The organism is Paracoccus saliphilus, assembly GCF_028553805.1.
In the GTDB taxonomy this organism is placed as follows: Bacteria; Pseudomonadota; Alphaproteobacteria; order Rhodobacterales; family Rhodobacteraceae; genus Paracoccus; species Paracoccus saliphilus.
Genome location: NZ_CP067140.1, coordinates 4,355,714 through 4,378,448, shown reverse-complemented (window position 1 = coordinate 4,378,448; position 22,735 = coordinate 4,355,714). Strand labels below are relative to the sequence as shown.

27 protein-coding genes are annotated in these 22,735 nt (G+C 59.6%); 8 read left to right on the top strand and 19 right to left on the bottom strand.

All coding sequences use genetic code 11. The annotated features are described in order from the left end of the window. Nucleotides 1-554: 554 nt before the first annotated feature. From rpsT to JHX88_RS20985, 8 genes are all read right to left on the bottom strand, one after another. On the bottom strand, nucleotides 555-824 hold the full coding sequence (gene rpsT / locus JHX88_RS21020; protein WP_076522221.1) for a 30S ribosomal protein S20: 270 nt from the start codon (nucleotides 822-824) through the stop codon (nucleotides 555-557). A 137-nt stretch (nucleotides 825-961) separates the two neighbouring features. Further along, nucleotides 962-1,738: an enoyl-CoA hydratase gene (locus JHX88_RS21015; protein ID WP_076522220.1), complete on the bottom strand. Its 777-nt coding sequence runs from the start codon at nucleotides 1,736-1,738 to the stop codon at nucleotides 962-964. A 102-nt stretch (nucleotides 1,739-1,840) separates the two neighbouring features. After that, on the bottom strand, nucleotides 1,841-2,434 hold the full coding sequence (locus JHX88_RS21010; RefSeq protein ID WP_076522219.1) for a hypothetical protein: 594 nt from the start codon (nucleotides 2,432-2,434) through the stop codon (nucleotides 1,841-1,843). Further along, complete coding sequence (locus tag JHX88_RS21005; protein ID WP_076522218.1) at nucleotides 2,431-3,252, bottom strand: ABC transporter permease; 822 nt, start codon at nucleotides 3,250-3,252, stop codon at nucleotides 2,431-2,433. The genes JHX88_RS21010 and JHX88_RS21005 overlap by 4 nt, the downstream gene beginning before the upstream one ends. After that, nucleotides 3,249-3,971 carry an ABC transporter ATP-binding protein gene (locus tag JHX88_RS21000; protein ID WP_076522812.1) on the bottom strand — a complete coding sequence of 241 codons (723 nt, stop codon included), beginning with the start codon at nucleotides 3,969-3,971 and terminating at the stop codon, nucleotides 3,249-3,251. Before JHX88_RS21000 ends, JHX88_RS21005 begins: the two co-directional genes overlap by 4 nt. Before the next feature lie 31 nt (nucleotides 3,972-4,002). After that, entirely contained in the window at nucleotides 4,003-4,488 is a 486-nt protein-coding gene (locus JHX88_RS20995) for a cupredoxin domain-containing protein (RefSeq protein WP_419182374.1), read from the bottom strand. A 118-nt stretch (nucleotides 4,489-4,606) separates the two neighbouring features. Then, nucleotides 4,607-5,566, bottom strand: coding sequence for a YVTN family beta-propeller repeat protein (locus tag JHX88_RS20990; RefSeq protein ID WP_076522216.1), 960 nt, complete (start codon nucleotides 5,564-5,566; stop codon nucleotides 4,607-4,609). An 8-nt stretch (nucleotides 5,567-5,574) separates the two neighbouring features. Further along, nucleotides 5,575-6,765 carry an ABC transporter substrate-binding protein gene (locus JHX88_RS20985; RefSeq protein WP_084202688.1) on the bottom strand — a complete coding sequence of 397 codons (1,191 nt, stop codon included), beginning with the start codon at nucleotides 6,763-6,765 and terminating at the stop codon, nucleotides 5,575-5,577. Nucleotides 6,766-6,954: 189 nt separating this feature from the next. Here JHX88_RS20985 and JHX88_RS20980 point away from each other — a divergent pair, with 189 nt between their 5' ends. Both JHX88_RS20980 and JHX88_RS20975 read left to right on the top strand, forming a co-directional pair. Further along, nucleotides 6,955-7,512 (top strand): SRPBCC family protein, encoded by a 558-nt coding sequence (locus JHX88_RS20980; protein ID WP_076522215.1) that lies wholly within the window; start codon nucleotides 6,955-6,957, stop codon nucleotides 7,510-7,512. Between the two features lie 156 nt (nucleotides 7,513-7,668). Further along, nucleotides 7,669-8,685, top strand: a complete 1,017-nt coding sequence (locus tag JHX88_RS20975; RefSeq protein ID WP_084202686.1) for a YncE family protein — start codon at nucleotides 7,669-7,671, stop codon at nucleotides 8,683-8,685. Here the strand turns inward: JHX88_RS20975 and JHX88_RS20970 are convergent. From JHX88_RS20970 to gfa, 9 genes are all read right to left on the bottom strand, one after another. After that, a complete protein-coding gene (locus JHX88_RS20970; RefSeq protein WP_076522214.1) occupies nucleotides 8,660-9,193 on the bottom strand; it encodes a PQQ-dependent catabolism-associated CXXCW motif protein in 534 nt (177 codons plus the stop codon). The genes JHX88_RS20975 and JHX88_RS20970 overlap by 26 nt on opposite strands. After that, a complete protein-coding gene (locus JHX88_RS20965) occupies nucleotides 9,190-10,005 on the bottom strand; it encodes a substrate-binding domain-containing protein (protein ID WP_076522213.1) in 816 nt (271 codons plus the stop codon). Before JHX88_RS20965 ends, JHX88_RS20970 begins: the two co-directional genes overlap by 4 nt. A gap of 1 nt (nucleotide 10,006) precedes the next feature. Further along, nucleotides 10,007-10,594, bottom strand: a complete 588-nt coding sequence (locus JHX88_RS20960; protein ID WP_076522212.1) for a c-type cytochrome, methanol metabolism-related — start codon at nucleotides 10,592-10,594, stop codon at nucleotides 10,007-10,009. Nucleotides 10,595-10,720: 126 nt separating this feature from the next. After that, nucleotides 10,721-12,628 carry a methanol/ethanol family PQQ-dependent dehydrogenase gene (locus tag JHX88_RS20955; RefSeq protein WP_084202684.1) on the bottom strand — a complete coding sequence of 636 codons (1,908 nt, stop codon included), beginning with the start codon at nucleotides 12,626-12,628 and terminating at the stop codon, nucleotides 10,721-10,723. A 350-nt stretch (nucleotides 12,629-12,978) separates the two neighbouring features. Next, complete coding sequence (gene fghA, locus JHX88_RS20950; RefSeq protein ID WP_076522211.1) at nucleotides 12,979-13,812, bottom strand: S-formylglutathione hydrolase; 834 nt, start codon at nucleotides 13,810-13,812, stop codon at nucleotides 12,979-12,981. After that, entirely contained in the window at nucleotides 13,802-14,323 is a 522-nt protein-coding gene (locus JHX88_RS20945) for a GNAT family N-acetyltransferase (RefSeq protein ID WP_076522210.1), read from the bottom strand. The genes fghA and JHX88_RS20945 overlap by 11 nt, the downstream gene beginning before the upstream one ends. After that, nucleotides 14,320-14,949 carry an ATP-dependent Clp protease proteolytic subunit gene (locus JHX88_RS20940; protein ID WP_076522209.1) on the bottom strand — a complete coding sequence of 210 codons (630 nt, stop codon included), beginning with the start codon at nucleotides 14,947-14,949 and terminating at the stop codon, nucleotides 14,320-14,322. Before JHX88_RS20940 ends, JHX88_RS20945 begins: the two co-directional genes overlap by 4 nt. A 79-nt stretch (nucleotides 14,950-15,028) precedes the next feature. Then, nucleotides 15,029-16,156 carry an S-(hydroxymethyl)glutathione dehydrogenase/class III alcohol dehydrogenase gene (locus JHX88_RS20935; RefSeq protein WP_076522208.1) on the bottom strand — a complete coding sequence of 376 codons (1,128 nt, stop codon included), beginning with the start codon at nucleotides 16,154-16,156 and terminating at the stop codon, nucleotides 15,029-15,031. Between the two features lie 99 nt (nucleotides 16,157-16,255). Next, a complete protein-coding gene (gfa, locus tag JHX88_RS20930; protein ID WP_076522207.1) occupies nucleotides 16,256-16,840 on the bottom strand; it encodes an S-(hydroxymethyl)glutathione synthase in 585 nt (194 codons plus the stop codon). Between the two features lie 427 nt (nucleotides 16,841-17,267). On the opposite strand from gfa, the gene JHX88_RS20925 reads away from it, so the two are divergent. Beyond that, nucleotides 17,268-17,729 carry a GNAT family N-acetyltransferase gene (locus JHX88_RS20925; RefSeq protein ID WP_076522206.1) on the top strand — a complete coding sequence of 154 codons (462 nt, stop codon included), beginning with the start codon at nucleotides 17,268-17,270 and terminating at the stop codon, nucleotides 17,727-17,729. 73 nt (nucleotides 17,730-17,802) lie between these two features. Here JHX88_RS20925 and JHX88_RS20920 read toward each other — a convergent pair whose 3' ends face one another. Further along, complete coding sequence (locus JHX88_RS20920) at nucleotides 17,803-18,345, bottom strand: nucleotide exchange factor GrpE (protein ID WP_076522205.1); 543 nt, start codon at nucleotides 18,343-18,345, stop codon at nucleotides 17,803-17,805. 8 nt (nucleotides 18,346-18,353) lie between these two features. Continuing rightward, the gene (hrcA, locus tag JHX88_RS20915) at nucleotides 18,354-19,409 is read right to left on the bottom strand and encodes a heat-inducible transcriptional repressor HrcA (RefSeq protein ID WP_076522204.1); all 1,056 of its coding nucleotides are present in this window, start codon (nucleotides 19,407-19,409) and stop codon (nucleotides 18,354-18,356) included. Between the two features lie 72 nt (nucleotides 19,410-19,481). Between hrcA and rph the strand changes: the two genes are divergently transcribed. The 5 genes from rph to JHX88_RS20890 are packed head-to-tail and all read left to right on the top strand — an operon-like array spanning nucleotide 19,482 to nucleotide 22,714. Beyond that, nucleotides 19,482-20,195 (top strand): ribonuclease PH, encoded by a 714-nt coding sequence (gene rph, locus JHX88_RS20910; protein WP_076522203.1) that lies wholly within the window; start codon nucleotides 19,482-19,484, stop codon nucleotides 20,193-20,195. Then, nucleotides 20,192-20,800, top strand: a complete 609-nt coding sequence (gene rdgB, locus JHX88_RS20905) for an RdgB/HAM1 family non-canonical purine NTP pyrophosphatase (RefSeq protein ID WP_076522202.1) — start codon at nucleotides 20,192-20,194, stop codon at nucleotides 20,798-20,800. Before rph ends, rdgB begins: the two co-directional genes overlap by 4 nt. Further along, nucleotides 20,793-21,167, top strand: coding sequence for a RidA family protein (locus JHX88_RS20900; RefSeq protein WP_076522201.1), 375 nt, complete (start codon nucleotides 20,793-20,795; stop codon nucleotides 21,165-21,167). The genes rdgB and JHX88_RS20900 overlap by 8 nt, the downstream gene beginning before the upstream one ends. Continuing rightward, complete coding sequence (gene hemW, locus JHX88_RS20895) at nucleotides 21,164-22,360, top strand: radical SAM family heme chaperone HemW (protein ID WP_076522200.1); 1,197 nt, start codon at nucleotides 21,164-21,166, stop codon at nucleotides 22,358-22,360. The genes JHX88_RS20900 and hemW overlap by 4 nt, the downstream gene beginning before the upstream one ends. Beyond that, on the top strand, nucleotides 22,361-22,714 hold the full coding sequence (locus JHX88_RS20890) for a YbaN family protein (RefSeq protein WP_076522199.1): 354 nt from the start codon (nucleotides 22,361-22,363) through the stop codon (nucleotides 22,712-22,714). The last annotated feature ends 21 nt before the right edge of the window (nucleotides 22,715-22,735 follow it).

Here is a 22,735-nt window from a genome sequence, read left to right as displayed (position 1 = left end):
CTCGTCGCCCAGCCTTTATCCTGTCTTGTTCCCCACCACATCGAGTGGCAAGAACCCCCTGCTTTTCCTTGAGGGATTTGACAGGCAACAGAACACCGAGCGACCGCGCTGCGGTCGCTGCACCGGGTTCTGACCCGTACCAATCAAACGACAAGGACATACAGAGGCCGGTGGCAGCCGACCGCCGTAGGTCCGAGGGCAGAAGAGGTGGTCTCTTTCAGCGCCCGATCACACAAGAAACACCGAATCAATTTCCGGCTTTCAGTGCGACCTGTCCCCCAAAGTGCGATGTGAATCGCAGGCTAAAATTTGCATCAGTGAAGCCGATCGTGCAACTGAACTATGCGCTTGACAGACATTGTTCGTCAGCGAATCTGCAAGGCCTTTGACTCATAAGTGAAAAATTCAAAACCGTTCAAAATGAACGATTTAGTCATTTTCTGCAGGTGCACAAGCGAACAACGGGCGCGCAGGAGAACTGCGCGCCCGTTGTTGGAAACAGGGTCTTACTGTGCCGTATCAAAGCGTTTTTTGCGTATCGTGCAACGCACGATTCAGGCAGCAGAAAGCGCCTTCACACGGGCTGACAAGCGCGACATTTTCCGCGATGCAGTATTCTTGTGGTAGACACCCTTGGTGACACCCCGCATCAGTTCAGGCTGAGCGGTTTTCAGGGCTTCGCGAGCGCCTTCGGCATTGCCAGTGGCAATTGCCTCTTCGACCTTGCGCACAAAAGTACGAATGCGCGACCGGCGGGCTTTGTTGACCTCGGTGCTGCGCAGGGTCTGGCGTGCGCGCTTTTTGGATTGGGGCGTATTGGCCATGTGTATGCGGTTCCGACTGTTTTCGGGTAAATTCTTGAAGCCGCGCTTCTACGCCCGGCCCCGTTTCAAGTCAACAGTTGCTGGCTGATTCTTTTACCTGTCCCGACTACCTGGCCAACCCCTTCGTGAAATGCGACTTATTTGTCGCGGAATTGCGCTTCGCGTTTTTCCATGAAGGCGGCCATGCCCTCTTTCTGATCTTCGGTCGCGAACATCGAATGGAAAGTGCGGCGCTCGAACAAGAGCCCTTCGCGCAACGTGGTTTCATAAGACCGATTGACCGATTCCTTGACGGCTTTGATCGTGACGGCAGATTTCTCGGCAATCTTATGCGCCGCCGCCATGGCCTCGGGAATCAGTTTCGGCGTCGGCACGACGCGGCTGACAAGGCCGGAACGTTCGGCCTCGGCGGCATCCATGAAACGCCCGGTCAAGTTCATATCCATCGCCTTGGCCTTGCCAACGAATCGGGTCAGCCTTTGAGTGCCGCCGATTCCCGCGACAACACCGAGATTGATCTCCGGCTGCCCGAACTTGGCGTTCTCGGCACAGATGATGAAGTCACAGATCATGGCCAATTCGCAGCCACCGCCCAAGGCGTATCCACTGACTGCAGCGATGATCGGTTTGCGCACACGCTGAATCGCATCGATCTTTTCGCCAAAGAGATCTTCGCCATAGGCTTCGACAAAGGTTTTCTCGGACATTTCCTTGATATCGGCGCCGGCAGCGAAAGCCTTTTCACTGCCGGTCAGCACGATGCAGCGCACCTTGTCGTTTCGGTCGGCCTTGGTCAGCGCCTCGGACAGCTCGTCAAGCAGCTGACTGTTAAGCGCATTGCGAGCCTCGGGACGATTGAGCCGAATCAGGGCAATCTCGTCCTCGATTTCCACGATAATCGTTTCGTAAGCCATTTGAGTGGCCCTCGTTGCTGATGAGCATTGCTGCGAGTCCTAGCAGGAGGTTAACCACGAGGCCAGTATTTGAATTCCTTTCGCCACGCTGGAATGATCTTGTCAGTCGAGATGGCTGGCGATTGCGCGTGCGATAGCGAAGGCTCGTTGTTCGAGAATCACCGGCGTTTCACAAACATAGGTCAGCGATTGCTGACGCTCGGTAAAGATGCGCTGATCCCAATCGAGGGCCTCCTCCTCGGCATCGATTGCATCGAAATCCGGATTGTCGGCAGCTTCCAATTCAGCCATCTTCGCGCGGTGGTTCTCGATCCTGTCGGACAGTTCGACTTGTTTCTGTCCATAGCGCGCGATACCCGCGATGAGCGCACTCCGATCCGGTTCAATCCGGTTGAAGATCGCCAGCATCAGCGCTGTCAGCTGCGCGGAATCGGCCTCCTCGGCGAATTCGGCAATTTCAGCCTCGGCCTCTTCCAGCGGAAGTCGTCGCTGTTCCAGCCGATCTGCCAGGGTGGCGATTTCCGGATCGCTGGCCAGTTTCTCGGTCGTCTCATCTGGAACCGGGCCAGACCAGACCTGACCCAGGGACAGGTGAGGCTGCTTGCGCTGGATGCAAGGCCAGGTCGGATCGGTCCCGCTTGCGGCCAGCGCCGGTCCCGCTGCCAGAAGGACAATCAGTGTCAGAATATGTTTCATGCCACTCCCTTTCTTCGGGCCCATAGACCCTTGGCCGGATCATACATGAACACGGCTGCCCCGAAGAACCCCGCCAAACAGCCTAGGACCACTGCCAGGGATAGCCAATTCACCTGCATGTAGAGTCCGAAACGGATCAGTTCGACGGCATGGGTGAACGGATTCGCGGCGCAGATATCATGCAAAAGCGTCGAACTTTCCTGCATCCGCCAGAGCGGATAGAGCGCGGAAGAGGCGAAAAACATCGGGAAGATGACGAAATTCATAACTCCCGCAAAGTTTTCCAGTTGCCTGATGGCCGAGGACAGGAACAGTCCCATCGCGCCAAGCATGAGTCCTGACAGGATCATCGCGGGCAGGACGGCCAGGTAGCCCAGGGCAGGCGGACGCACACCCCAGAACCAAGCGATTGCAAGAAAGGTATAGACCTGAATGATCGACACGACGACCCCGGCCACAAGCTTGGACCCCAACAGGAACCAGCGTGGGAAGGGACTTACCAGAAGCGTTCTCATGGCCCCTGTTTCACGGTCGTAAACCATCGAGAGCGAGGACTGCATGCCGTTAAAAAGCTGGATCATCGCGCAAAGGCCGGGCGTCACATAGACTTCGTACAAGACATAGGTCTGGTAGGGTTCGGTAATCGACAGCCCTAGGACCGCACGGAAACCAGCAGCGAAGATGAACAACCAGACCAGCGGGCGGACCAGCGCGGCAAGAAACCGGCCGCGCTGATTGACGAAGCGCAAAGTCTCACGGTGAGCGATCCCGAGAAACGCCGTTATCCAGGCGCGCGAGGGGAAGGCGATATCGCTCATACCGCAACCCCCGTCAGGTCCAGAAATGCCTGGGTCAGCCCCTGCCCTGAAGCGATCTCCGACGCCCGCCCCTGCCGCAACACCTGCCCCTGATGCAGAATCACGAGGTCGTCGGCGGGCTGGATCTCGTCCATGATGTGGGTGGCCCAAAGAGCCGAAACCCCATTTTCAGCGATCAGCCGTCGGGTCAGGTCCAATACCTCGGCGCGTGATTTCACATCCAGCCCCACGGTCGCCTCGTCTAGAAGCAGGATGTCGGGGCTGTGGATCAGGGCACGGGCGATCTCGGCCCGGCGCTGTTGCCCACCCGAAAGAGCCGAGACGCGATCACCCGATTTCTCGCTTAGCCCGACCTGCGCCAACACATCTTCGATCCGCGCAGCTGAATCCCGGCGAGAGATGCCGTGCAGACTGGCGTGATAGGCAAGATTCTGGCGCACAGTCAGATCGGCATCCAGGGCGCGGCTTTGAAAAACTACGCCTAAGCGGGCCAGTGCCTGCGCAGGCTGACGACGCAGATCATAGCCCGCGACCCGGATACTGCCCGAACTGTTGTTGTAAAGCCGGGTAATCAACGAAAATAGCGTTGTCTTGCCCGCCCCGTTCACCCCCAGAAGCGCCGTGAACCCGCCGCGTGGCACGGTCAGCGTTACATCCTTCAGCGCCTCGATGCGTCCGAAACTGTGGCTGACCTGATCTATTTCCAGTGCGGTTGTCACGACTTCTTCTTTGTCCAAATACCTGCTTCACCTATTGAATGTTGAACACGGCTTGCTGTGTTTCGCCAGAGGATCCTGGGATCGACAAGATGTAGCGGCCCGGAACGATGGCGATAAAGCTCATGCTGGCGGTGCCGGCATCGTCGAATTCAAGGCTGTGCACACCCACGGGCCGCACTTCGATATCGTTGATGACGATCTCGTTGACCCAAACCGCGCGGAAGAAATCGCCCCCCGAAAGCGCCAGCTCCTGGCTGCCATCCGCATTGATATCGATGCGATAATAACCGCCCGATTTCAGCGTGTATTCACCGCCCGCGACCGGCTGTCCAGAGGCCAGAGTCAGTGGTGCCAGATCGCTCCGGTTATCATGCGCGAGCACGCCCGCAAAACCAAAGTCATATTTTCCCGTGGCTTCGTAAACACCTTCTCCGCCGCCGGATTCTTCCTCCTCGTCGTCGTCGTCGTCACCCTCTTCGGCTGCGATGGCCTCGGTTTCCGCGGTCTCGGATGCCACCGAATCGTCGGTAGCCGTGTCTTGCGCGGCGGCCGGCACAGTCAGACCAGCCATGATCATCAGGATCGTCAACAAACGGGTCATGTTTTTTCCTCCTCGATTTCTTGCAGGCCGTCGATCACTCCGGTGCGACGACAACACCCCATGGCTGTTGGCCCACGGGTACGGATTTCACCACTTCGTTGCCCTCGACATCGATCACCGAGACGTCGTTCGAATTACCATTCGTGGTGAATAGATATTTCTCGTCCGGAGTGAAGGCCATCTGCCAGACACGCTGTCCGACCAGAAGATAATCAAGCACCTCGTCCGTTTCTCCATCGATAACGGCGACGCGGTTCGAGGGGCCGAGGGCCACGAACACCTTCTTGCCGTCCGAAGTCACACGAACCCCCACGGGTTGGATGGCCTCGGGCAGGACACCGGCAATCTCGAAGTTGATCTTGTGGACGATTTCTTGCGTCGCCGGATCGATCACACTGACCGTTCCGCCAATCTCGGAACTGACGTAAAGCTTGCTGCCATCGTGGTTGTATTCGGCAAAGCGCGGACGGGAATCGACCAGCACATTGGCAAAGATCTCGAAGGTTTCACTGTCGATGAAATGTGCCATATTGGTGGTTTCCGAAGTGTTGATGACCACCTTGCCATCTGGGCTGACCCCCATACCCTCTGGCTCTACCCCCACGGGGATCTCGGCCAGAACCTGGTGGGTTTCCGTATCCACCACGGTCACCAGGTTGTCGTCCTCATTGGCGATATAGAGCGGATTGCCCGACGGATGCAGCACGAACAACTCCGGGTCGGGGCCGGATGGCAGTGTATGCAGCTCTTCCATTGTTTCAGGATCAAATACCCGCACCAGGTCATCATCCGATGCGCAGACATAAAGCTCCTTGCCATCGGGGCTGATAGTGATGCCGCGCGGACGGTTGCCAACTGGATAGGCACCAATCACTTCCAGCGTTTTGCTGTCCAGAACGGTGACGTCATTGCCTTTCTCGTTGGTCACAAAGACACGATTGGCCAGCACGGGCGTGGCGGCAAGGCACAGGACAAGGGTCAGGATATGTTTCATGTTGCCTCTCAGAATTCGCATTCGGTTTCGGGGCGATCGATTCCCAGGGTGTCAAGCTGGCTGACCCGATGCAGATATTGCTCCTGCGGGCTGACAGACGCCATCAGAAGTCCCGTGGTCAGCAAGATCGGCTGACGAAGTTGATGGTCCCAGTCACGCATGGTCAGCTTTTGACCCTTGAAGCCTGCCACCTCGAAATTCTCGGACAGCATGAACTCCTTCAGTTCCTCTGGATCGGCGGACTGGCTGCGCGTCGCAGCTTCGCCAATCATGCGCAGTGCCAGCCATGTCTGGTAATCCTCTTCCCGCATCGGACGGTTCGCCAACTCTTCAAATCGGTTCTGGAATTGACTGGCACCCCAAGCCTCCATCGCCGGATGCCATGTGCGTGGCACCAACCCGGCCGAACCTGTTATGGGGCGCGGCTCCCATGTCTGATACGGCAAATAGGCGGCAAAGACATCCGTCTCGTCGGCGGCCACGACCACGTCATGATCAGAGGCGCGTTGGGTAAAGACCGGCATCTGCTTTTGTACCTGCACATGGCCGGAATCGGTGCGACGGGCACCGCCGGTATCCTCATAAACGCGTTCTTCGACAATCCGGGCTCCGAATTTCACGGCGGATCGCTTGAGGGCAGCGGCGAAGGCCGTGTCCTCGGGGTGACTGCCTTCGATCAGGAACCAGCGAGACCAGTCTTTCCACATCAGGAATTGGGCCAAACCATCCGCCAGCATCGCATAGCTGGGCGCGACATGAATGGTGTTCGCCCTGCAATCCTCGCCCCGCAAATTGTCACCGCGAGCAGCAGCATTGAACAGCATCGCCCGGTCACCCGCCTGATCGGCAAGCGCCAGCATGATCGGGTCATCGGCCAGGATCACGATGAAAACGACGCCCTCGCCTATCAGGCGTTCCAGTTCATCCGACGCGGTCTCGGGCGTCGCGGCAACCTCTTCGGCCTCGAAATCCTGTCCCATGAACTGCCCGGTCGTATCGTTGTCCTCGATCGCAAGCCGTGCGCCGGCGAAGCCCAGATCCTCCACCGGCAGTTCCAGTCGGGATATCGGCGGCAGGCCGGGATCGTCCACACGAAGAACCGCAGCGCCGATCACTGTCGGCTCTGGCTGTTCCTGCGCCGGGGCCGGGGTGGCGATCAGCCAGACACCAGCCAAAAGTCCTATGATTCCCTTGAACATTTCTTTCCTCTCCCCGCCAGCATGTTGAGTGTCACGACGCCCTTCGGCAACCCGTTTTATCTTCCCGGCCCGACCGGGAAGATTTGTCTACAGCTTTCGTCTGATAGACGCGGCGAAGCGGCGCGGGGCATGGTTGCTCCGTCAAGACACCCGCCCATGGTGCGGGCTTTCGTGGGAGGAATTGGGAATATGAAGTTGAACCTGCTTGCTGTCACCCTTGGCGCGGCCCTGGCCTTGACGGGGATGGCAAACGCGCATGGTCCGTCACGGCAGAAAGCGCAGATGAGCGTTACACTGGATGCCAGCCCCGACGAGGTCTGGGAGGCGATCGGGCATTTCGACGATATGGGCTGGCACCCCGCAGTTGCCTCGACCGAGATGACACCCGAGGGCGCACCCGTTGATATTCCTGACGAATCCACGCGCGTGCTGCATCTGAAGGCCGACGAAGGCGACCCGACGATCACCGAGCAACTGATCGGGTGGGACCCGGAAAAACGCACGTACAAATACATGATCACCGATGTCGCGGTCGAGGTTCTGCCGGTGACGAATTACTCTTCGACGCTGCAGGTCAAGGACAAGGACGGCAAGGCCGAGGTGATCTGGAAAGCGGGCTTTTACCGCGGTTTTCCGAACAACGATCCCCCTGCGGAGCTGAATGACGAAGCCGCGGTCGCAGCGGTAGAGGAGATCTATCAGGCCGGGATGGACGCGCTCACCGAAAGGTTCGGCAAAGTCGAATAGCCCCGGATAGGCGGTGCAACGCCATCGTGCGTTGCACCGTTGCGCCGGATGCAATAGCTGGTCGTTCCTGACAAGCAATTACTGGGAAATCCGGCCGTGACATCCGTACACCGCACGTGCACAACGCGTACACAGCGCGTACACAGGCAACGCGCGTTGCACCGCGATTTGCGGCAGATCGCCGCAAACTGGCCCCCAGCCATCGCGGGGCGCAATCCACTGGCCTTGGCGATGCACGGTGCCGCCATTTTCCTTTTGGCATCACTTTTGCCGATCTCCTCCGCGCTGGCGGCGGATCTCGCCTTCATCACCTCGCAGAACGGCAATGCCGTCTCGATTCTCGATCTTAAAAGCCACGAGATCGTCGCACAGACCCCCGTGGACGGTGCTCCCGCCCCGGTCGCCTATGATCCGAAAACCGGGCGCGCCTATGTTATTTCCGCCGATACCGGGCGATTGAGCGTGTTGGACGAGAAAGCCCGCATCATCGATCGCAGGGAACTGGGCGAAGGAGCTTTCGGTGTCGCCGTCGCACCGAATGGCGGGGTTTTCGTCACCGACTGGTTCAACGGAAAGCTGATGCGGCTGGATGGCGAGCTGAAACAGGTCTGGATCGCCGAAACGGGGACCGCGCCGGCGGGTGTCGCTGTCAGCCATGATGGCCTGCTGGTCGCCACCGCAGATCGCGACGACAATCAGGTCAGCATCTTCGACAGCGGGACGGGACGGCTTATCCGGCGGATCAAGACCGCAGGTGAGCATCCCTTTGCCGTAACCTTTCATGGCGGACGGCTTTGGACAGCGGATGTGATGGGCGATGCCATGTCCGTCATAGATCCGATCGGGGGAAAGCTTGTCGGGCAGATCGAAACCGGCAGTCATCCATATGGCATCGCCTTCGCAGAGGGGCGCGGTTTCGTCACCAATCAATATGACAGCACCCTTACGGTATTCGACCCGGAAAGCCTGGAGGTCCTGGGCGAGGTCGAAACCGGGGACTATCCCGAGGGGATCGCCCCCCTGCCCGATGGCAGCGGTATCGTGGTCGCCAACTGGGATTCCGATACGGTCACGGTGGTGGATGCAAAAAAGCTGGAGGCGACAGCCGAGATCGAGATGCCAGCAGGGCCCCGCGCCTTCGGCCAGTTCACGGGGCGACAGGTCGAGCCCTGACCAGTTCAGGGCCCATCATCGCCGCCTGCCAGTCATCCGTGCCGCCGGGAAACCAGATGACCCGGCTATATCCCATCGAGACGGCCCGCTTCGCCGCGTTCCAGCTCATCCAGCAATCGGCGCGGCAGAAGATGACGACCGCTGCGGCCTGGTCACCGTCAGTCGCCTGTTCCAGACCGTTCCGCAAACGCGCCTGTTCGGCCTGCGATAATTCCTGGTAGCCGGTATCCCATAGCCAGATCGCTCCGGGGATGGTGTCGTGAGGCGGTTCGCGCCAGACCACATCCTCGGGCAGATTATCGGGTTTGCGGGTTCGGGGAAGAACGTCGATGAAGGCGACCCCGTCGGCCTGCAATTCGATGGCACGCTCGGCGCCGATCACCTCCGCCCCCGCAAGCGTATCGGGAACAGGGGCCCTGTAAGGCTCGCCCCGGTACTCCACCGGTTCGGGCACCTCGGCAAGAACCGGGGTGGCCGCAAGCATCAATGCAGCCACCCACCGGATCATTGCAGAAGCTCCTTGCCATAATCATCAACCAACGGCACGCCCGCCCCTTTCAGGATGGCGTTGATCTCGTCCTGGTGGCGGCGGATCAGGCTATTGAGTTCCCGCTTCCATTCCTGTTCGCCGGGCCTCACGCCCATGGTGATGCGGTAGAACATCTTGGGCCCCGACGTCTCTTTCAGAAGCGGCGTGAACTGCAAATCGGGATCGTCCTTGATCCTTGGTCCGGCCATGGGTCCCCACAACACGGCGGCATCCAGTGTTCCGTCCCGGACGCCGTCAAGCAGATCTCCGACCGGATCCTGAACCCGGCGATCGACCATCAGGTCGGCGCCGCGCATATCCTTGGCCAATCCGGCCCGCGCCATGATCGTGGCCGGAGGCGTACCCGCGACCACCCCGATGGGATGATCCTTCAGCGCCGGGTCGGTCAAGTGATCGACCGAGGCAAGATCGCTGTCCTTGCGGGTCACGATCCCGTAGACCGAAGTGTAATAGTGGTTCGTGTTCTGCACCAGCTCGTCGCCCTGCGCATAGCCCATCACCACGTCGCAAGTGCCTGCCCGCAAGGTCTTGGTGATAAAGCCCATGCCCGAGGGAAACCAGCTATAGGTCACTGGCCTGTCCAGAAGCTGGCCGAACAGATCGGCCAACTCGTTCTCGAAGCCGTCGCCATCCTTGACGGACATCGGCGCATTCGCGGGATCCGCACAGACGCGGAACTGCGTCGTCGAACGCAGATCGGCCACCTGTGCGGTTGCCAGCCCGGAAGAACAGAGCCAGGCGATCAGAACATATGAGACAAAGGTCCTCATTCTACATCGACATACAGGAATCTTCGGCTGCGGCAAATTCCTCGGGCTTGTCGGCCTTATCTGCCGGACGCCCCCGCGGGATCGAATCGGTGCCACGCGCCAGCAGGTAGACATAGATATCGTCGATATAGCACCACACGTTCTTGTTGGTGCCAAAGGCGGGCATCACCTGGTTTGCAGAATTGCTCACCTCCTGCTTGCCGGACGCAACGACTTGCTGGAAATCGTAATAGTCCATCCGCAGGACCGAATTCTTCAGCGCCGGCGCATAGGTCGAGCCCTCGCCATCCGGACCGTGGCAGACATGGCATTCCGCATGATAGCGGCGGAAGCCCGAGAAGGTGGCGTAATCGACAGTACCGTCATCCTCGACCTTGAAGGTCGGGATGCCTTCCTCGTTGTACCAGCGCCCGTCCATCATCTCGGACGGGGTGATGTCATGGCCGCTTGGCATGACGGTCTGGTCTTCCTTGATTTCGACTTCCTCATCGGCTGGCGCAGCGTTTTCGCCGGTATCCTCTTGCGCAAAGGCCATGCCGGCCACGGTTGCGCCAAGGACCAGCGCCGCAAGGCTGGTAATGGTTCTCATTGTCGGACTTCCTCCAAATAACAATGTCTGCTCTCCTCAGACAGAACCGCCCCAGTCTATCGCTGGGGCGGTCCTTTCACAGATCACTTTTGCTCAATCGGAACGAAAGTATGAGCCTTTGTCCGATTATTCAGTGGCTGCTTCCTCGGCAGGAGCCTCTTCTTCTGCCGATGCTTCTTCAGCAGGAGCTTCTTCGGCAGATGCCTCTTCGGTTCCCGCGTCAGCCGGGGCAGATCCCGGCACTTCGAACACGGTCAGCTGGCCACCGAGCTCGGTGTAGTCGCTGAGCGAGGCATAGCCACCCACGGCACCCAGACCGTCATTCGGGTTGGTCAGACCAGCCGCAAGACCGATACCGGCCCAGCCACCAACGCCCGACAGGATCGCGATATACTGCTTGCCGTCATGCATGTAGGGGGTGACGTTGCCGATGATGCCCGAAGGGGTCTTGAACTTGTAAAGCTCGTCGCCCGTCTCAGCATCGATTGCCTTCAGGTAGCCTTCCAGCGTGCCATAGAAGACCACGCCGCCAGCAGTTGCCAAAGCACCCGACCACACCGAGAATTGCTCGGGCAGCGACCACTTGATCTCGCCATTGATGTTGTCCCAGGCAATGAAGTTGCCCATGCCGCCATGGCTTTCAGGTGCGGGATACATCGCCAGGGTGGCGCCGACATAGGGCTGTCCGGCGGTGTAGGCCACGCGGAACGGCTCATAATCCATGCAGACGTGGTTGGTCGGCACGTAGAACAGGCCGGTATCGGGCGAATAGGCCGCCGGTTGCTGGTCCTTGGTCCCAAGCGCCGCCGGGCAGACGCCGGTGGTGTTGGTGTCCTCGCCGTTCTGTTCGGTCGAGTATTCGGCAACCACTTCCGGACGCCCGTAGTTCTCGGATTCCGGATCCATGTCGACGCCGGTCGTCCAGTTCACCGCCGGATCGTATTTCTCGGCCACCAGCAGCTCGCCGGATTCGCGGTCAAGCGTATAGGCAAGGCCGTTCCGGTCGAAATGGGTCAGAAGCTTGCGCATCTCGCCATCGACTTCCTGGTCGGTCAGGATCATCTCGTTGACGCCGTCGAAATCCCATTCGTCATGTGGCGTCATCTGGTAGAACCACTTGGCCATACCGGTATCGGCATCGCGGGCCATGATGGTCATCGACCACTTGTTGTCGCCCGGACGCTGAGACGGGTTCCAGGTCGAGGGGTTACCCGTGCCGTAATAGATCAGGTTTAGCTCGGGATCATAGGAATACCAGCCCCAGGTTGTGCCGCCGCCGATCTTCCACTGATCGCCTTCCCAGCTATTGAGCGAGCTGTCAGCGCCGATGGGTTCTCCCAGATGCGTTGTAGCTTCGGGATCGACCAGCATTTCCTCGTCCGGACCGGTCGAATAGGCTTTCCAGACTTCGGAACCGTCAGCAATATTATAGGCCGTCACACGGCCACGTACGCCGTATTCACCGCCGGACACGCCGACAATGACCTTGTCGCCAACCGGCATCACGGTGGCGGTATTGGTTTCGCCGACCGACGGGTCGCCGGTCTTGACCTTCCACTTTTCCTCGCCGGTCTTGGCATCCAGCGCGACCAGCGTGGTATCGGCCTGATGATGCAGGATCATGCCATCGGCATAGGCCACGCCACGGCTGACGGTATCGCAACACATCACCGCGATGACCTCGGGGTCTTGCTCCGGCTGGTATTTCCACAGGATCTTGCCCTCGTCATTCAGATCCAGGGCATAGACATTGTTCGGGAAGGGCGTATGGATATACATGATGTCGTCGATGATCAGCGGACCGCCTTCATGGCCGCGCAGCACGCCGGTCGAGAAGGTCCAGGCGACTCGCATATCGCCGACATTGTCCTTGTTGATCTGATCCAGCTCCGAATAACGGGTATTGGCATAGTCACCGGTCTGGATTGCCCATTGACCGGTATCGCCGGCCTCGGTCGTGACGCTTTCATTCGCATAGGCCGCTGCGCCCGAAAGCAGCAGCGCGACCGCAGCGCTGTTCAACAGTTGTTTCATGGATGTGTTCCTCCGCTTCTGGATCATCCGCTACGGTCAAGTCCTCCCCCGCAGCTCGTCCATGAAGCCAGTTTTGGACGCGCACCCGCCTGCGTCAATCTGCCGCCCTGCCACTTGCCCCTAAAGTCTGATGGTTATTCGGCAGGATGATCGGGAACGATCGGCAATCGCGTAAATCACTCCGGTTTCTGCCAGAATCGCCCGTCCCCAACCGGCACAGCTTCTTCTTCATGGAAATATCCCACGGGGGCCCGGGGGGTGTGAAACCCCCCGGCCATCGCGGGACGCAATCATCAACGGTTTCCATCCGGATCGGAACAAATCAGGACGAATCCTGAGAAACCAAGCCTTCAGATCAACCGTTCCGCATGCCACATGACATGATCGGCCATGAAGCTTTGAACGAAGAAATAGCTATGGTCGTAGCCCGGCTGCATTCGAAACTGCCCTGGCTGTCGGCGGGCCATCATCGCATGGGCCAGTGATTCCGGCTTGAGCAGGTCGAGGAACTGGTCGCTGCTGCCCTGGTCGATCAGGATCTCGCCGGGGAACCCCCTTTCCGTCATCAGGATGGTCGAATCATGCGCGCGCCACGCGTCGCGATCATCCCCCAGATAGGCGGTCAGTTGTTTCTTGCCCCAATCCGACTCGGTCGGGTTCGCGATCGGCGCAAAGGCCGATACGGATTTGTAGCGCTCGGGATGGGTCATTGCGATGGTCAAGGCGCCGTGACCACCCATCGAATGGCCGGTGATGCCCATCGCATCGCGGTCGATGGCAAAATTATCGCTGAGCAGTTCGGGAAGTTCATGCACGACATAATGCCACATCTGGAAATGCGGCTTCCATGGATCCTGCGTGGCATTCACGTAAAAGCCCGCGCCCTTGCCCAGATCGAAAGCCTCGTCATCGGCCACGTCATAGCCACGGGGCGAGGTGTCGGGAAAGACGATGGCGATGCCCGCCTCGGCGCACCATTCCTGCGCGGCGGCCTTGCTCATGGCATTTTCATGGGTGCAAGTCAGGCCCGAGAGATACCACAGCACCGGCACCCGGCCATGCTGAGCCTCTTCCGGCAGGAACAGACCGAAGGTCATCTCGGTCCCGGTGGCCTGCGATTTGTGGCGATATACGCCCTGCGTGCCGCCAAAGCTGCGGTTCTCAGATATGGTCTCAAGGCTCATCTGGCCCTCCCTTCAATTCGTGAAACATAACCAGCGCATCGACCGGCCCCTGCTGCGGGTGAAGAAACGCGCCCGGCAGGCGGCCGACAATCTCGAATCCGACTTTCTGCCACAAATGGACGGCATCGGCATTGGTCGAAACGACAAAGTTGAACTGTATCGCCCGGAAACCCTGTTCCTTCGCCCATCTCTTGGAATGTTCGCCCAATGCGCGGGCAACGCCCCTGCCCCGTGCCCGTTGATGCGTGGCAAAGGAGGCGTTGGCGACATGCGCCCCGCCTCCGGGTCGATTCGCGCCGATATGACTGGTGCCGAGGATATTGCCGTCGATTTCCGCCACGAAAACGGAAAATGGAGAAGCGAACCAATCCGCCAAGGCATCCTCGCGGCCGATATCGCGCGGGATGCAATAAGTCTCTCCCGCGCGATAGACCGGTTCGAGGATCGCCCAGATGGCGTCGCGATCGGCATCATGGGCGGGGCGGATCCTGACCTCCCCGCACAGATTCATTTCAGCTCATCCACGCTGCGGATGATCTTGCCCAGCAATCCGTATTCCAGCGCTTCTTGCGTGTTCAGCCAGAAATCGCGCTTGGTGTCCTGCTCGATCCGCTCGGCCGTCTGGCCGGTGGCATCGGCAAAAATCTCGTTCAGGCGCTGGCGCATCTGGCGGATCTGCTCTGCCTGGATCATCATGTCCGAGGAGGTTCCACCGATCCCGCCCGAAGGCTGATGCAGCAGAAAGCGGGTGTTGGGCAGGCAGAAACGATTTTTCTTCTGCGCACCAACGAAGATCAGCGCCCCGGCACTTGCCACCCAACCCGAGCCGATGGTGCGCACGGTGGGGCGGATGAACTTGATAACATCGTGGATCATGTCGCCAGATTCGACATGCCCGCCGGGAGAGCTGATCAGCATGTTGATCGGATCGTCGCCGTCCTCGGCCAGCGCGAGCAGGTGCGCGACGGTGCGCTGCGCCAGCTTGTCGGTGATCGTGCCCGCGACAATCACGGTGCGCGACTTGAAATACAGCTTGCCGATATTGTCGCCTTCGGGAAGGCCAAGTCCCTCCTTGTCACCCTTTTGCGGTTCGTCCTCTTCCTGATCGTCGTCATCGTCCAGCCACTGGTGCCGCATGGGACTGCTCTCCTTCATTCGCATGGCAACGGCGGGACCGATGGCCCCGCCGTTTCATTACCTAAGCAGCCGTGACGGATCAGTAAAGCACGACCGAACGAATCGACTCGCCGTGATGCATCAGGTCGAAGCCCTTGTTGATGTCATCCAGCGGCATGGTGTGAGTGATCATCGGGTCGATCTCGATCTTGCCGTCCATGTACCAGTCAACGATTTTCGGCACATCGGTACGGCCCCGCGCGCCACCAAATGCGGTGCCTTTCCAGACCCGGCCGGTGACCAGCTGGAACGGACGTGTGCTGATCTCGGCCCCTGCGGGGGCGACACCGATGATGACCGACTGGCCCCAGCCACGATGGGTGCATTCCAGCGCATCGCGCATGACCTGTACATTTCCGGTGGCGTCGAAGCTGTAATCCGCGCCGCCGATCTGGTCGAAGGGAGTTTTCGTCAGCTCGACGATTTCCTGTACAGTATTCTCGACATTCTTCGGGTTGACGAAGTGAGTCATGCCGAAACGCTCGGCCATTTCCTTCTTGTCGTCATTGAGATCGACGCCGATGATCATGTCGGCACCCGCCAGACGCAGGCCCTGGATGACGTTCAGGCCAATGCCGCCCAGGCCGAAGACCACGGCTTTCGCGCCGATCTCGACCTTGGCGGTGTTGATCACCGCACCGATGCCGGTAGTCACGCCGCAGCCGATATAGCAAATCTTGTCGAAAGGTGCGTCGTCGCGGACCTTGGCGACAGCGATTTCGGGCAGCACAGTATGGTTCGCGAAGGTCGAGCAGCCCATGTAGTGGTGGATCTTCGTCCCGTCATCGAGACTGAAGCGAGACGTTCCATCAGGCATCAGCCCCTGCCCCTGAGTGGCGCGAATCCGGGTGCAAAGATTGGTCTTGCCCGACAGGCAGGACGCGCATTCGCGGCATTCCGGCGTGTAAAGCGGGATGACGTGATCGCCGGGTTTCACGGATGTCACGCCGGGTCCGACCTCGACCACCACGCCTGCGCCCTCATGGCCCAGGATCGCCGGGAAGATGCCTTCCGGATCGGCGCCCGAGCGGGTGAATTCGTCAGTATGGCAGATGCCGGTCGCCTTAATCTCGACCATGACCTCGCCTTCTTTCGGCCCTTCGAGATTGACCTCCATCACTTCCAGCGGTTTGCCAGCCTCCATGGCTACGGCGGCACGGGTTTTCATCGCAATTCTCCTATCAATCTCAACAGGTTCATATCATGTTCGAAAGGGCCGCCTTTTCGCAGCCCCTCCGAATTTCGGGTTCAACCGGCACGGATTCCGTCAAGCGGGAAGCGCACCGGATCGTTTCGCCACATGAGTCGCAATCGCATCCATCAGGGGTGGAGACAATGCGTCATAAGGTTCTAGTCCCAGCTCGCGCAGGCGCGACCGGATGGCGTCCATCTCCGACGGATCGACGCCCGATTCGATGATCGAACTGACGAAGGCCGCGAATTCCGGCGCGGACCAGCCGTCTTCCGACGAAAGCTCGGTATGCACGAAATCGAGGCCGTAGAACGGATGGTCCTTGTTCTCGATGCGGCCATACATATGCACGCCGCAATCGCGGCAACGATAGCGCTGGATCGGCGCCTCGGCATTGACGACTTCCAGTTTATCGGCGTTTTCAAGAACTTCGACCGCATCGCGCGACACGACAGCGATCTGGCTGAAGGTCGCGCCGTCAGGTTTCCAACATTTGGTGCAGCCGCAGACATGGTTATGCGCGGTCTGCGCACCAACCCGCACCTTGACCGGATTGCTAGCGCAGCGACAACTGAGCGTACCACCGGAAAAATTCGGGTTTCCTGATTTGACGCCGCTATCGACGGCGGGATGAATTTTCACCCCTGCTGTATTTGTCATGGTCCCCTCCTCCGATGACCGAGTCTCTTACCAAGCGTCGCGCGGACGGGAAGAATCGGCAAGTCAGCGGAAGGTTGTAGCGTCGCGGAGTTGGGGGGCGCAGAACGGAGCGGCAACGGCTGCGCGCGTTGCATCGGTGACAGTGCGCAACAGAAAGGCGCCTTGACACAGCGGATGCTGGGTTTTCGGATGCACAAGGCGTACACCGAACGTGCACAACCCGTACACAGGGCGTACACAGGCAACGCACGCCGCCAAGGTGACCTAACGTCATGCATGAATCCATGCTTAAGCCTTCGTTTCATTAAGGTTAACGCGGGAGGATATCGGAGAGGTTGAAGCGGCGCCGGGATGAGAAAGAATCGGGCTTAGAGGCCTCACAGACATGTGCTAGACAATCGAGAACAGTCACCGCTAATCTAGCGGCATGAGCGACATCATATCCCGGCCCTACCTGCCCGGCGATTTTTCTGCCTGTTTGGCCATATTCGATAGCAACCTGCCGACCCTCTTTGCACCGGAAGAGCGCGCGCAGTTTTCCGAGTTCCTGGAAAATCTGAACGCCAGGGGCAGCACCTACCTGGTTCTCACGCGCGAGGATTCTGTGATCGCTTGCGGAGGGCTGCTTGCCGACGAAGTGACGGGGAAAGCATCGCTCGAATGGGGAATGGTCGAACATGCTCTGCATGGGCAGGGGTTTGGTGCCAAGCTGACAGAGGCCAGACTGACATTGGCGCGCGCCATTCCAACTATCGTCGAGTTAACGATAGAAACGAGCCAACATTCCCGTGGTTTCTATGAGCGACTTGGCTTCACCGTCTCGAAGATCATACCTGACGGGTTCGGTCCGGGGCTGGATCGCTGGGATATGACATTGCCTCTGAGATAGGCGCAGTCAACACTCGCCCGGTGAGCCTGCGGCCCCCGGTTCCGGGCAAGTGCGTGGTGTGGCTGAGAACGCCTCAGCTTTCCTGTGTCGAGGAAACGCCGACCTTGGCCGGGCGCAGCAGGCGGTCATGCAGGCGGAAACCGTTATCCATGACCTGGATGATCTCTCCGGCCTTGGTGCCGGGGACGGCGGCCTCGAACATCGCCTCGTGGTAGGTCGGGTCGAATTTCTCGCCGGGTTCCGGCCGGATCACGGTGATTCCATGCTTGCTGAAGACATTCGACAATTCGCGCAGGGTCAGATCCACCCCTTCGATCAGCGCCTTGGCGGCCTCTTGCTGTTCATCCCCGACAGCGTCGAGGGCACGGGTCAACGCGTCATGGACGGGCAGCAGATCGCGGGCCAGGCGCGAGCCGCCATATTGTTCGGCGTCGCGGCGGTCCTTGTCGGCACGCTTGCGCGAATTTTCCGCGTCGGCCAGCGCACGCATGAACTTGTCGCGGAATTCATCCCGTTCGGCGGTAAGCCGCGCTATCTCGTCGGCCAGTTCCTCGATTTCGGCCAGCTGATCCTCTTCGGTGATGTCTTCGGTCGGCTGTTCGTTCTGCTCGTTCATTCCAAATCTCATCCTTTCCGGCCGGACAGCGCCCGCCCGACCAGCTGCGCGGTATAATCGACAATCGGCACGATGCGGCCATAATTCAGCCGAGTCGGTCCGATGACGCCAACCGCGCCTACAATCTTTCGGTCGGCATTCATATAGGGTGAAACCACCAGAGCGGAACCCGAAAGTGAAAAAAGCTTGTTTTCGGCGCCAATAAAAATGCGCACACCGTCACCATGTTCGGCCAGTTCGAGAAATTCGACGATATCACGTTTGCGTTCGAGGTCGTCGAACAGCACGCGGATGCGGTCGAGATCGGCGGCCTCGCTGTCCAGCAGATTCGCCCTGCCCCGCACGATCAGGCGTGGATCGGTTTCCTCGCTGTCCCATAGGGCGAGACCGGACTGGACCAGCTCGGCGGCCAGGATATCCAGTTCGCGCCGCCTTTCCGCGAGTTGCCGGGTCATGTGGCCGCGCAACTCGGCTAATGTCTTGCCTTCGGCCATGGCGTTCAGGAAATTCCCCGCCTCGCGCATCGAGGACGGGGTCTGCCCTTCTGGCGGGATGAAGATGCGATTCTCGACATGGCCATCGGCGAAGACCAGCACGACAAGGGCACGGTCCGGAGCAAGGCTGACAAATTCGATATGGCGGATCGGGGCCTCGTGTTTGGGCATCAGGACAAGGGATGCCCCATGTGTAATCGAACTTAGCGCCGTACTGACCCGGCCAAGCAACGCGCCGGTATCCGAATCGTCATTGCCAAGCGTGCGGTCCATCATCGCCTGATCGTTGGGATTGACAGTATCTACCTCCATCATCCCGTCCACGAAAAGCCGCAAGCCCATATGCGACGGCAGGCGCCCCGCCGAGATATGTGGACTATCCAGCAGGCCCATGAATTCGAGGTCCTGCATGACATTGCGGACAGTGGCGGCGCTTACCCTTTCGGACAATGCCCGCGTTAGGGTACGCGAGCCCACCGGTTCGCCGGTTTCAAGATAGGTCTCGACCACCCGGCGAAAGATTTCGCGGGAGCGGTCGTTCAGTTCTGACAGCAGCGTTTCCTGACTCATGACCTTCACGGGCTTGCGTGACCGGGGCGCGGGGCGGTATTGGGCAGCCAATCATCATTGAAAGGATAGCCCATGCGCCCTTCTGGCCGAAACTTAAGCCAAATGCGCCCGATTTCAATCGAAACCGGAGTAATGCGGCACGCCGAGGGGTCGTGCCTGATCCGTTGCGGCAACACCCACGTGCTGTGCAGCGCCTCGATCGAGGATAATCCGCCGCGATTCCTGAAGGGCTCGGGCCTTGGATGGGTGACGGCGGAATACGGGATGTTGCCGCGCGCGACCAATACCCGCAACCGGCGCGAAGCGGCGCAGGGCAAGCAATCGGGGCGGACGCAAGAGATCCAGCGGCTGATCGGGCGCAGCCTTCGTGCCGGTGTCGACCGGGTCGCACTGGGCGAGCGGCAGATCACCGTGGATTGCGATGTGATCCAGGCGGATGGCGGCACGCGCTGCGCCTCGATCACCGGGGGCTGGGTGGCTCTGCGGCTCGCGGTGAACAAGTTGCTGGAAGCCGGGGCACTGACCAGCGACCCAATCGTGGATCACGTGGCGGCAGTGAGTTGCGGCATCTATGCGGGCCAGCCCGTGGTCGATCTGGATTATGCCGAGGATAGCGAGGCGGGAACGGATGGCAATTTCGTCATGACCGGTGCAGGCCACATGATCGAGGTGCAGATGTCGGCGGAGGGCGCCACATTTTCACGCGATGAGATGGGGCAGCTTGTCGATCTTGCCGAGGCAGGCGTAGCCGAGTTGGTGGCGGCGCAGAAGGCTGCATTGGAATGAGGAAGTTCGCTGAAAAGCGCCTGCTGGTGGCGACGCATAACGCCGGAAAATTGGCCGAGATGCGGGCGCTACTGGCCCCTTATGGCGTCGAGGTCGTGGGCGCTGCCGAGCAGGGCTTGGGCGAGCCGGTCGAGACCGAGGATAATTTCCTGGGCAATGCGCGGATCAAAGCGCGGGCTGCGGTCGAGGCGACCGGCTTGCCGGTGCTGGCGGATGACAGCGGCATCAGTGTCGATGCACTGGACGGTGCACCGGGGGTTTATACGGCAGACTGGGCCGAGACCGACAATGGCCGGGATTTCGGAATGGCCATGGCGAAGACCTGGCAGGCATTGGAAGAACGGCAGGCGCCCGAGCCACGCAGCGCACAGTTTCGCTGCACGCTCGTCCTGATGTGGCCTGACGGGCATGAGGAGGTTTTCGAGGGGGTGTTGCCGGGACGTGTCGTCTGGCCTCCTCGCGGGGCTGAGGGGCATGGCTATGACCCGATCTTCATGCCGGATGGGCATGAGATCACGTTGGGGGAAATGGCTCCGGAGATGAAGAATCGCCTCAGCCATCGGGCCCTGGCGGTCGAGAACATGATAGGAGATTGTTTTGAATAGAATTTCTACCGGGTCACCCTTTGAGGCCTCGATGGGTTACAGCCGTGCCGTGGTGAAGGGAAACTGGTGCTTCGTGTCGGGCGTCACCGGATACGACTATACCACGATGACCATTCCGGAGGATGCGGCCGAGCAGGCGCAGAACTGCTTTGACACGATCTTCGGGGTTCTGGATGAAGCCGGCTTTTCCGCCGACGACATCGTTCGGGTGCAGTACACGGTCACCGACGCGGCACTGGTCGAGCAAATTGCACCGGTTCTGGGAAAAGCCTTGGACGAGGTTCGCCCGGCAGCAACCATGGTGGTTTGCGGTTTGATCCGACCGGAAATGAAGGTCGAGATCGAAGTTACCGCAATGCGCGAATGAGCGATGTGGCGCTGACACGGTCATATTTGGCCCCGGAGGAAGAAGACTGGCGGGCCGGAGGTTTCGGCCTGTATGTCCATTGGCCGTTCTGCGCCGCCAAGTGCCCCTATTGTGATTTCAACAGCCATGTTGTCGAGCGGGTCGATCAGGCGCGTTGGGCCAAGGCACTCTGCGCTGAAATCGCCCGTTTGGCCGAGGAGTTACCAAACCGGCATCTGGGCAGCATCTTTTTCGGTGGTGGCACGCCTTCATTGATGCAGCCCGAAACCGTGGATGCGGTGATCCGTGCCGCACGGACGGGCTGGAGCTTTGCAAACGATATCGAGATCAGCCTTGAGGCCAACCCGACCAGCGTCGAGAAGGAGCGATTTCGGGGTTATGCCCAAGCGGGGGTCAACCGTCTCTCGATGGGCATACAGGCACTGAATGACGAAGATCTGCAGCGCTTGGGACGGCTGCATTCCGTTGCCGAAGCCCGAGCGGCCTTTGACGTGGCCCGGGATTGCTTTGGCCGGGTCAGTTTCGATCTGATTTATGCGCGGCAGGGTCAAAGCATCAAGGCATGGCGAACCGAGCTGCGCGAAGCACTGGGCATGGCTGTCGATCATCTGTCGCTTTACCAATTGACGATAGAGCCCGGCACGGCTTTCGGGGCGCGGGCCGAGGCGGGCAAGCTGCGGAACCTGCCCGATGACGATCTGGCCGCCGACATGTATCTGGAAACGCAGGAAGTCTGTGCCACCGCCGGAATGGCTGGCTACGAGATCTCCAATCATGCAGCTACAGGATCGGAAAGCCGCCACAACCTGGTTTACTGGCGGCAGGGAGATTGGGCCGCGGTCGGTCCCGGCGCGCATGGCCGGATCACCCTGCCCCATGGCCGAATGGCAACCGAGGCACATCGCGCGCCCGGCGCGTGGCTGGATGCCGTTGAACGGAATGGAACAGGGGAACTGCCAAGGGCGTTGCTTTCTTCCGAGGATCGAGCGGTGGAGTATCTGTTGATGGCAATGCGACTAGCTGAGGGCTTGGATGAAGCGCGATATGCGCGGCTTTCCGGGAAGCCTCTGGATGCCGGGGCGCTGATCCGGTTGGAGGATTGGGGTATGGTTGAACGGTCGGATGGCCGACTTCGTGCCAGTTCTGCCGGACGCCCCGTACTAAATGCAATTCTGCGCGAGTTGGCCGGTTAAATGAACATTATCTGGTATTTTATTGGTCTAGTAGCCCTAGGTTTAGGGGGCGTGGGTGTTGTTCTACCCGTGTTGCCGACTGTGCCATTTCTTTTGATCGCTGCATGGGCATTCGCCAAATCCTCTCCTAGATTGCGGCAGAAGATACTGGATCACGCGACCTATGGCCCTCATGTCCGGGCATGGCAGGAGCGTGGCGCCATAGGCCGAATTGCCAAGCTATGGGCTGTTGGGGCAATGAGCGCCGGAATCGCAATTGCAATATGGATCGGTCTACCGCTTTGGCTGATTGCGATGCAAATTACGATTTGTGCGGCGGTTGGTACCTATGTGGTAACACGTCCCGAGACCTAGCTAATCTGCCGATGTCGTCCG

Coding starts and splice junctions, on each gene's coding strand:
- rpsT (WP_076522221.1), bottom strand. CDS start 824: ATGGCCAATACGCCCCAATCCAAAAAGCGCGCACGCCAGACCCTGCGC.
- JHX88_RS21015 (WP_076522220.1), bottom strand. CDS start 1,738: ATGGCTTACGAAACGATTATCGTGGAAATCGAGGACGAGATTGCCCTG.
- JHX88_RS21010 (WP_076522219.1), bottom strand. CDS start 2,434: ATGAAACATATTCTGACACTGATTGTCCTTCTGGCAGCGGGACCGGCG.
- JHX88_RS21005 (WP_076522218.1), bottom strand. CDS start 3,252: ATGAGCGATATCGCCTTCCCCTCGCGCGCCTGGATAACGGCGTTTCTC.
- JHX88_RS20990 (WP_076522216.1), bottom strand. CDS start 5,566: ATGAAACATATCCTGACCCTTGTCCTGTGCCTTGCCGCCACGCCCGTG.
- JHX88_RS20985 (WP_084202688.1), bottom strand. CDS start 6,765: ATGTTCAAGGGAATCATAGGACTTTTGGCTGGTGTCTGGCTGATCGCC.
- JHX88_RS20980 (WP_076522215.1), top strand. CDS start 6,955: ATGAAGTTGAACCTGCTTGCTGTCACCCTTGGCGCGGCCCTGGCCTTG.
- JHX88_RS20970 (WP_076522214.1), bottom strand. CDS start 9,193: ATGATCCGGTGGGTGGCTGCATTGATGCTTGCGGCCACCCCGGTTCTT.
- JHX88_RS20965 (WP_076522213.1), bottom strand. CDS start 10,005: ATGAGGACCTTTGTCTCATATGTTCTGATCGCCTGGCTCTGTTCTTCC.
- JHX88_RS20960 (WP_076522212.1), bottom strand. CDS start 10,594: ATGAGAACCATTACCAGCCTTGCGGCGCTGGTCCTTGGCGCAACCGTG.
- JHX88_RS20955 (WP_084202684.1), bottom strand. CDS start 12,628: ATGAAACAACTGTTGAACAGCGCTGCGGTCGCGCTGCTGCTTTCGGGC.
- fghA (WP_076522211.1), bottom strand. CDS start 13,812: ATGAGCCTTGAGACCATATCTGAGAACCGCAGCTTTGGCGGCACGCAG.
- JHX88_RS20945 (WP_076522210.1), bottom strand. CDS start 14,323: ATGAATCTGTGCGGGGAGGTCAGGATCCGCCCCGCCCATGATGCCGAT.
- JHX88_RS20940 (WP_076522209.1), bottom strand. CDS start 14,949: ATGCGGCACCAGTGGCTGGACGATGACGACGATCAGGAAGAGGACGAA.
- JHX88_RS20935 (WP_076522208.1), bottom strand. CDS start 16,156: ATGAAAACCCGTGCCGCCGTAGCCATGGAGGCTGGCAAACCGCTGGAA.
- gfa (WP_076522207.1), bottom strand. CDS start 16,840: ATGACAAATACAGCAGGGGTGAAAATTCATCCCGCCGTCGATAGCGGC.
- JHX88_RS20925 (WP_076522206.1), top strand. CDS start 17,268: ATGAGCGACATCATATCCCGGCCCTACCTGCCCGGCGATTTTTCTGCC.
- JHX88_RS20920 (WP_076522205.1), bottom strand. CDS start 18,345: ATGAACGAGCAGAACGAACAGCCGACCGAAGACATCACCGAAGAGGAT.
- hrcA (WP_076522204.1), bottom strand. CDS start 19,409: ATGAGTCAGGAAACGCTGCTGTCAGAACTGAACGACCGCTCCCGCGAA.
- rph (WP_076522203.1), top strand. CDS start 19,482: ATGCGCCCTTCTGGCCGAAACTTAAGCCAAATGCGCCCGATTTCAATC.
- rdgB (WP_076522202.1), top strand. CDS start 20,192: ATGAGGAAGTTCGCTGAAAAGCGCCTGCTGGTGGCGACGCATAACGCC.
- hemW (WP_076522200.1), top strand. CDS start 21,164: ATGAGCGATGTGGCGCTGACACGGTCATATTTGGCCCCGGAGGAAGAA.
- JHX88_RS20890 (WP_076522199.1), top strand. CDS start 22,361: ATGAACATTATCTGGTATTTTATTGGTCTAGTAGCCCTAGGTTTAGGG.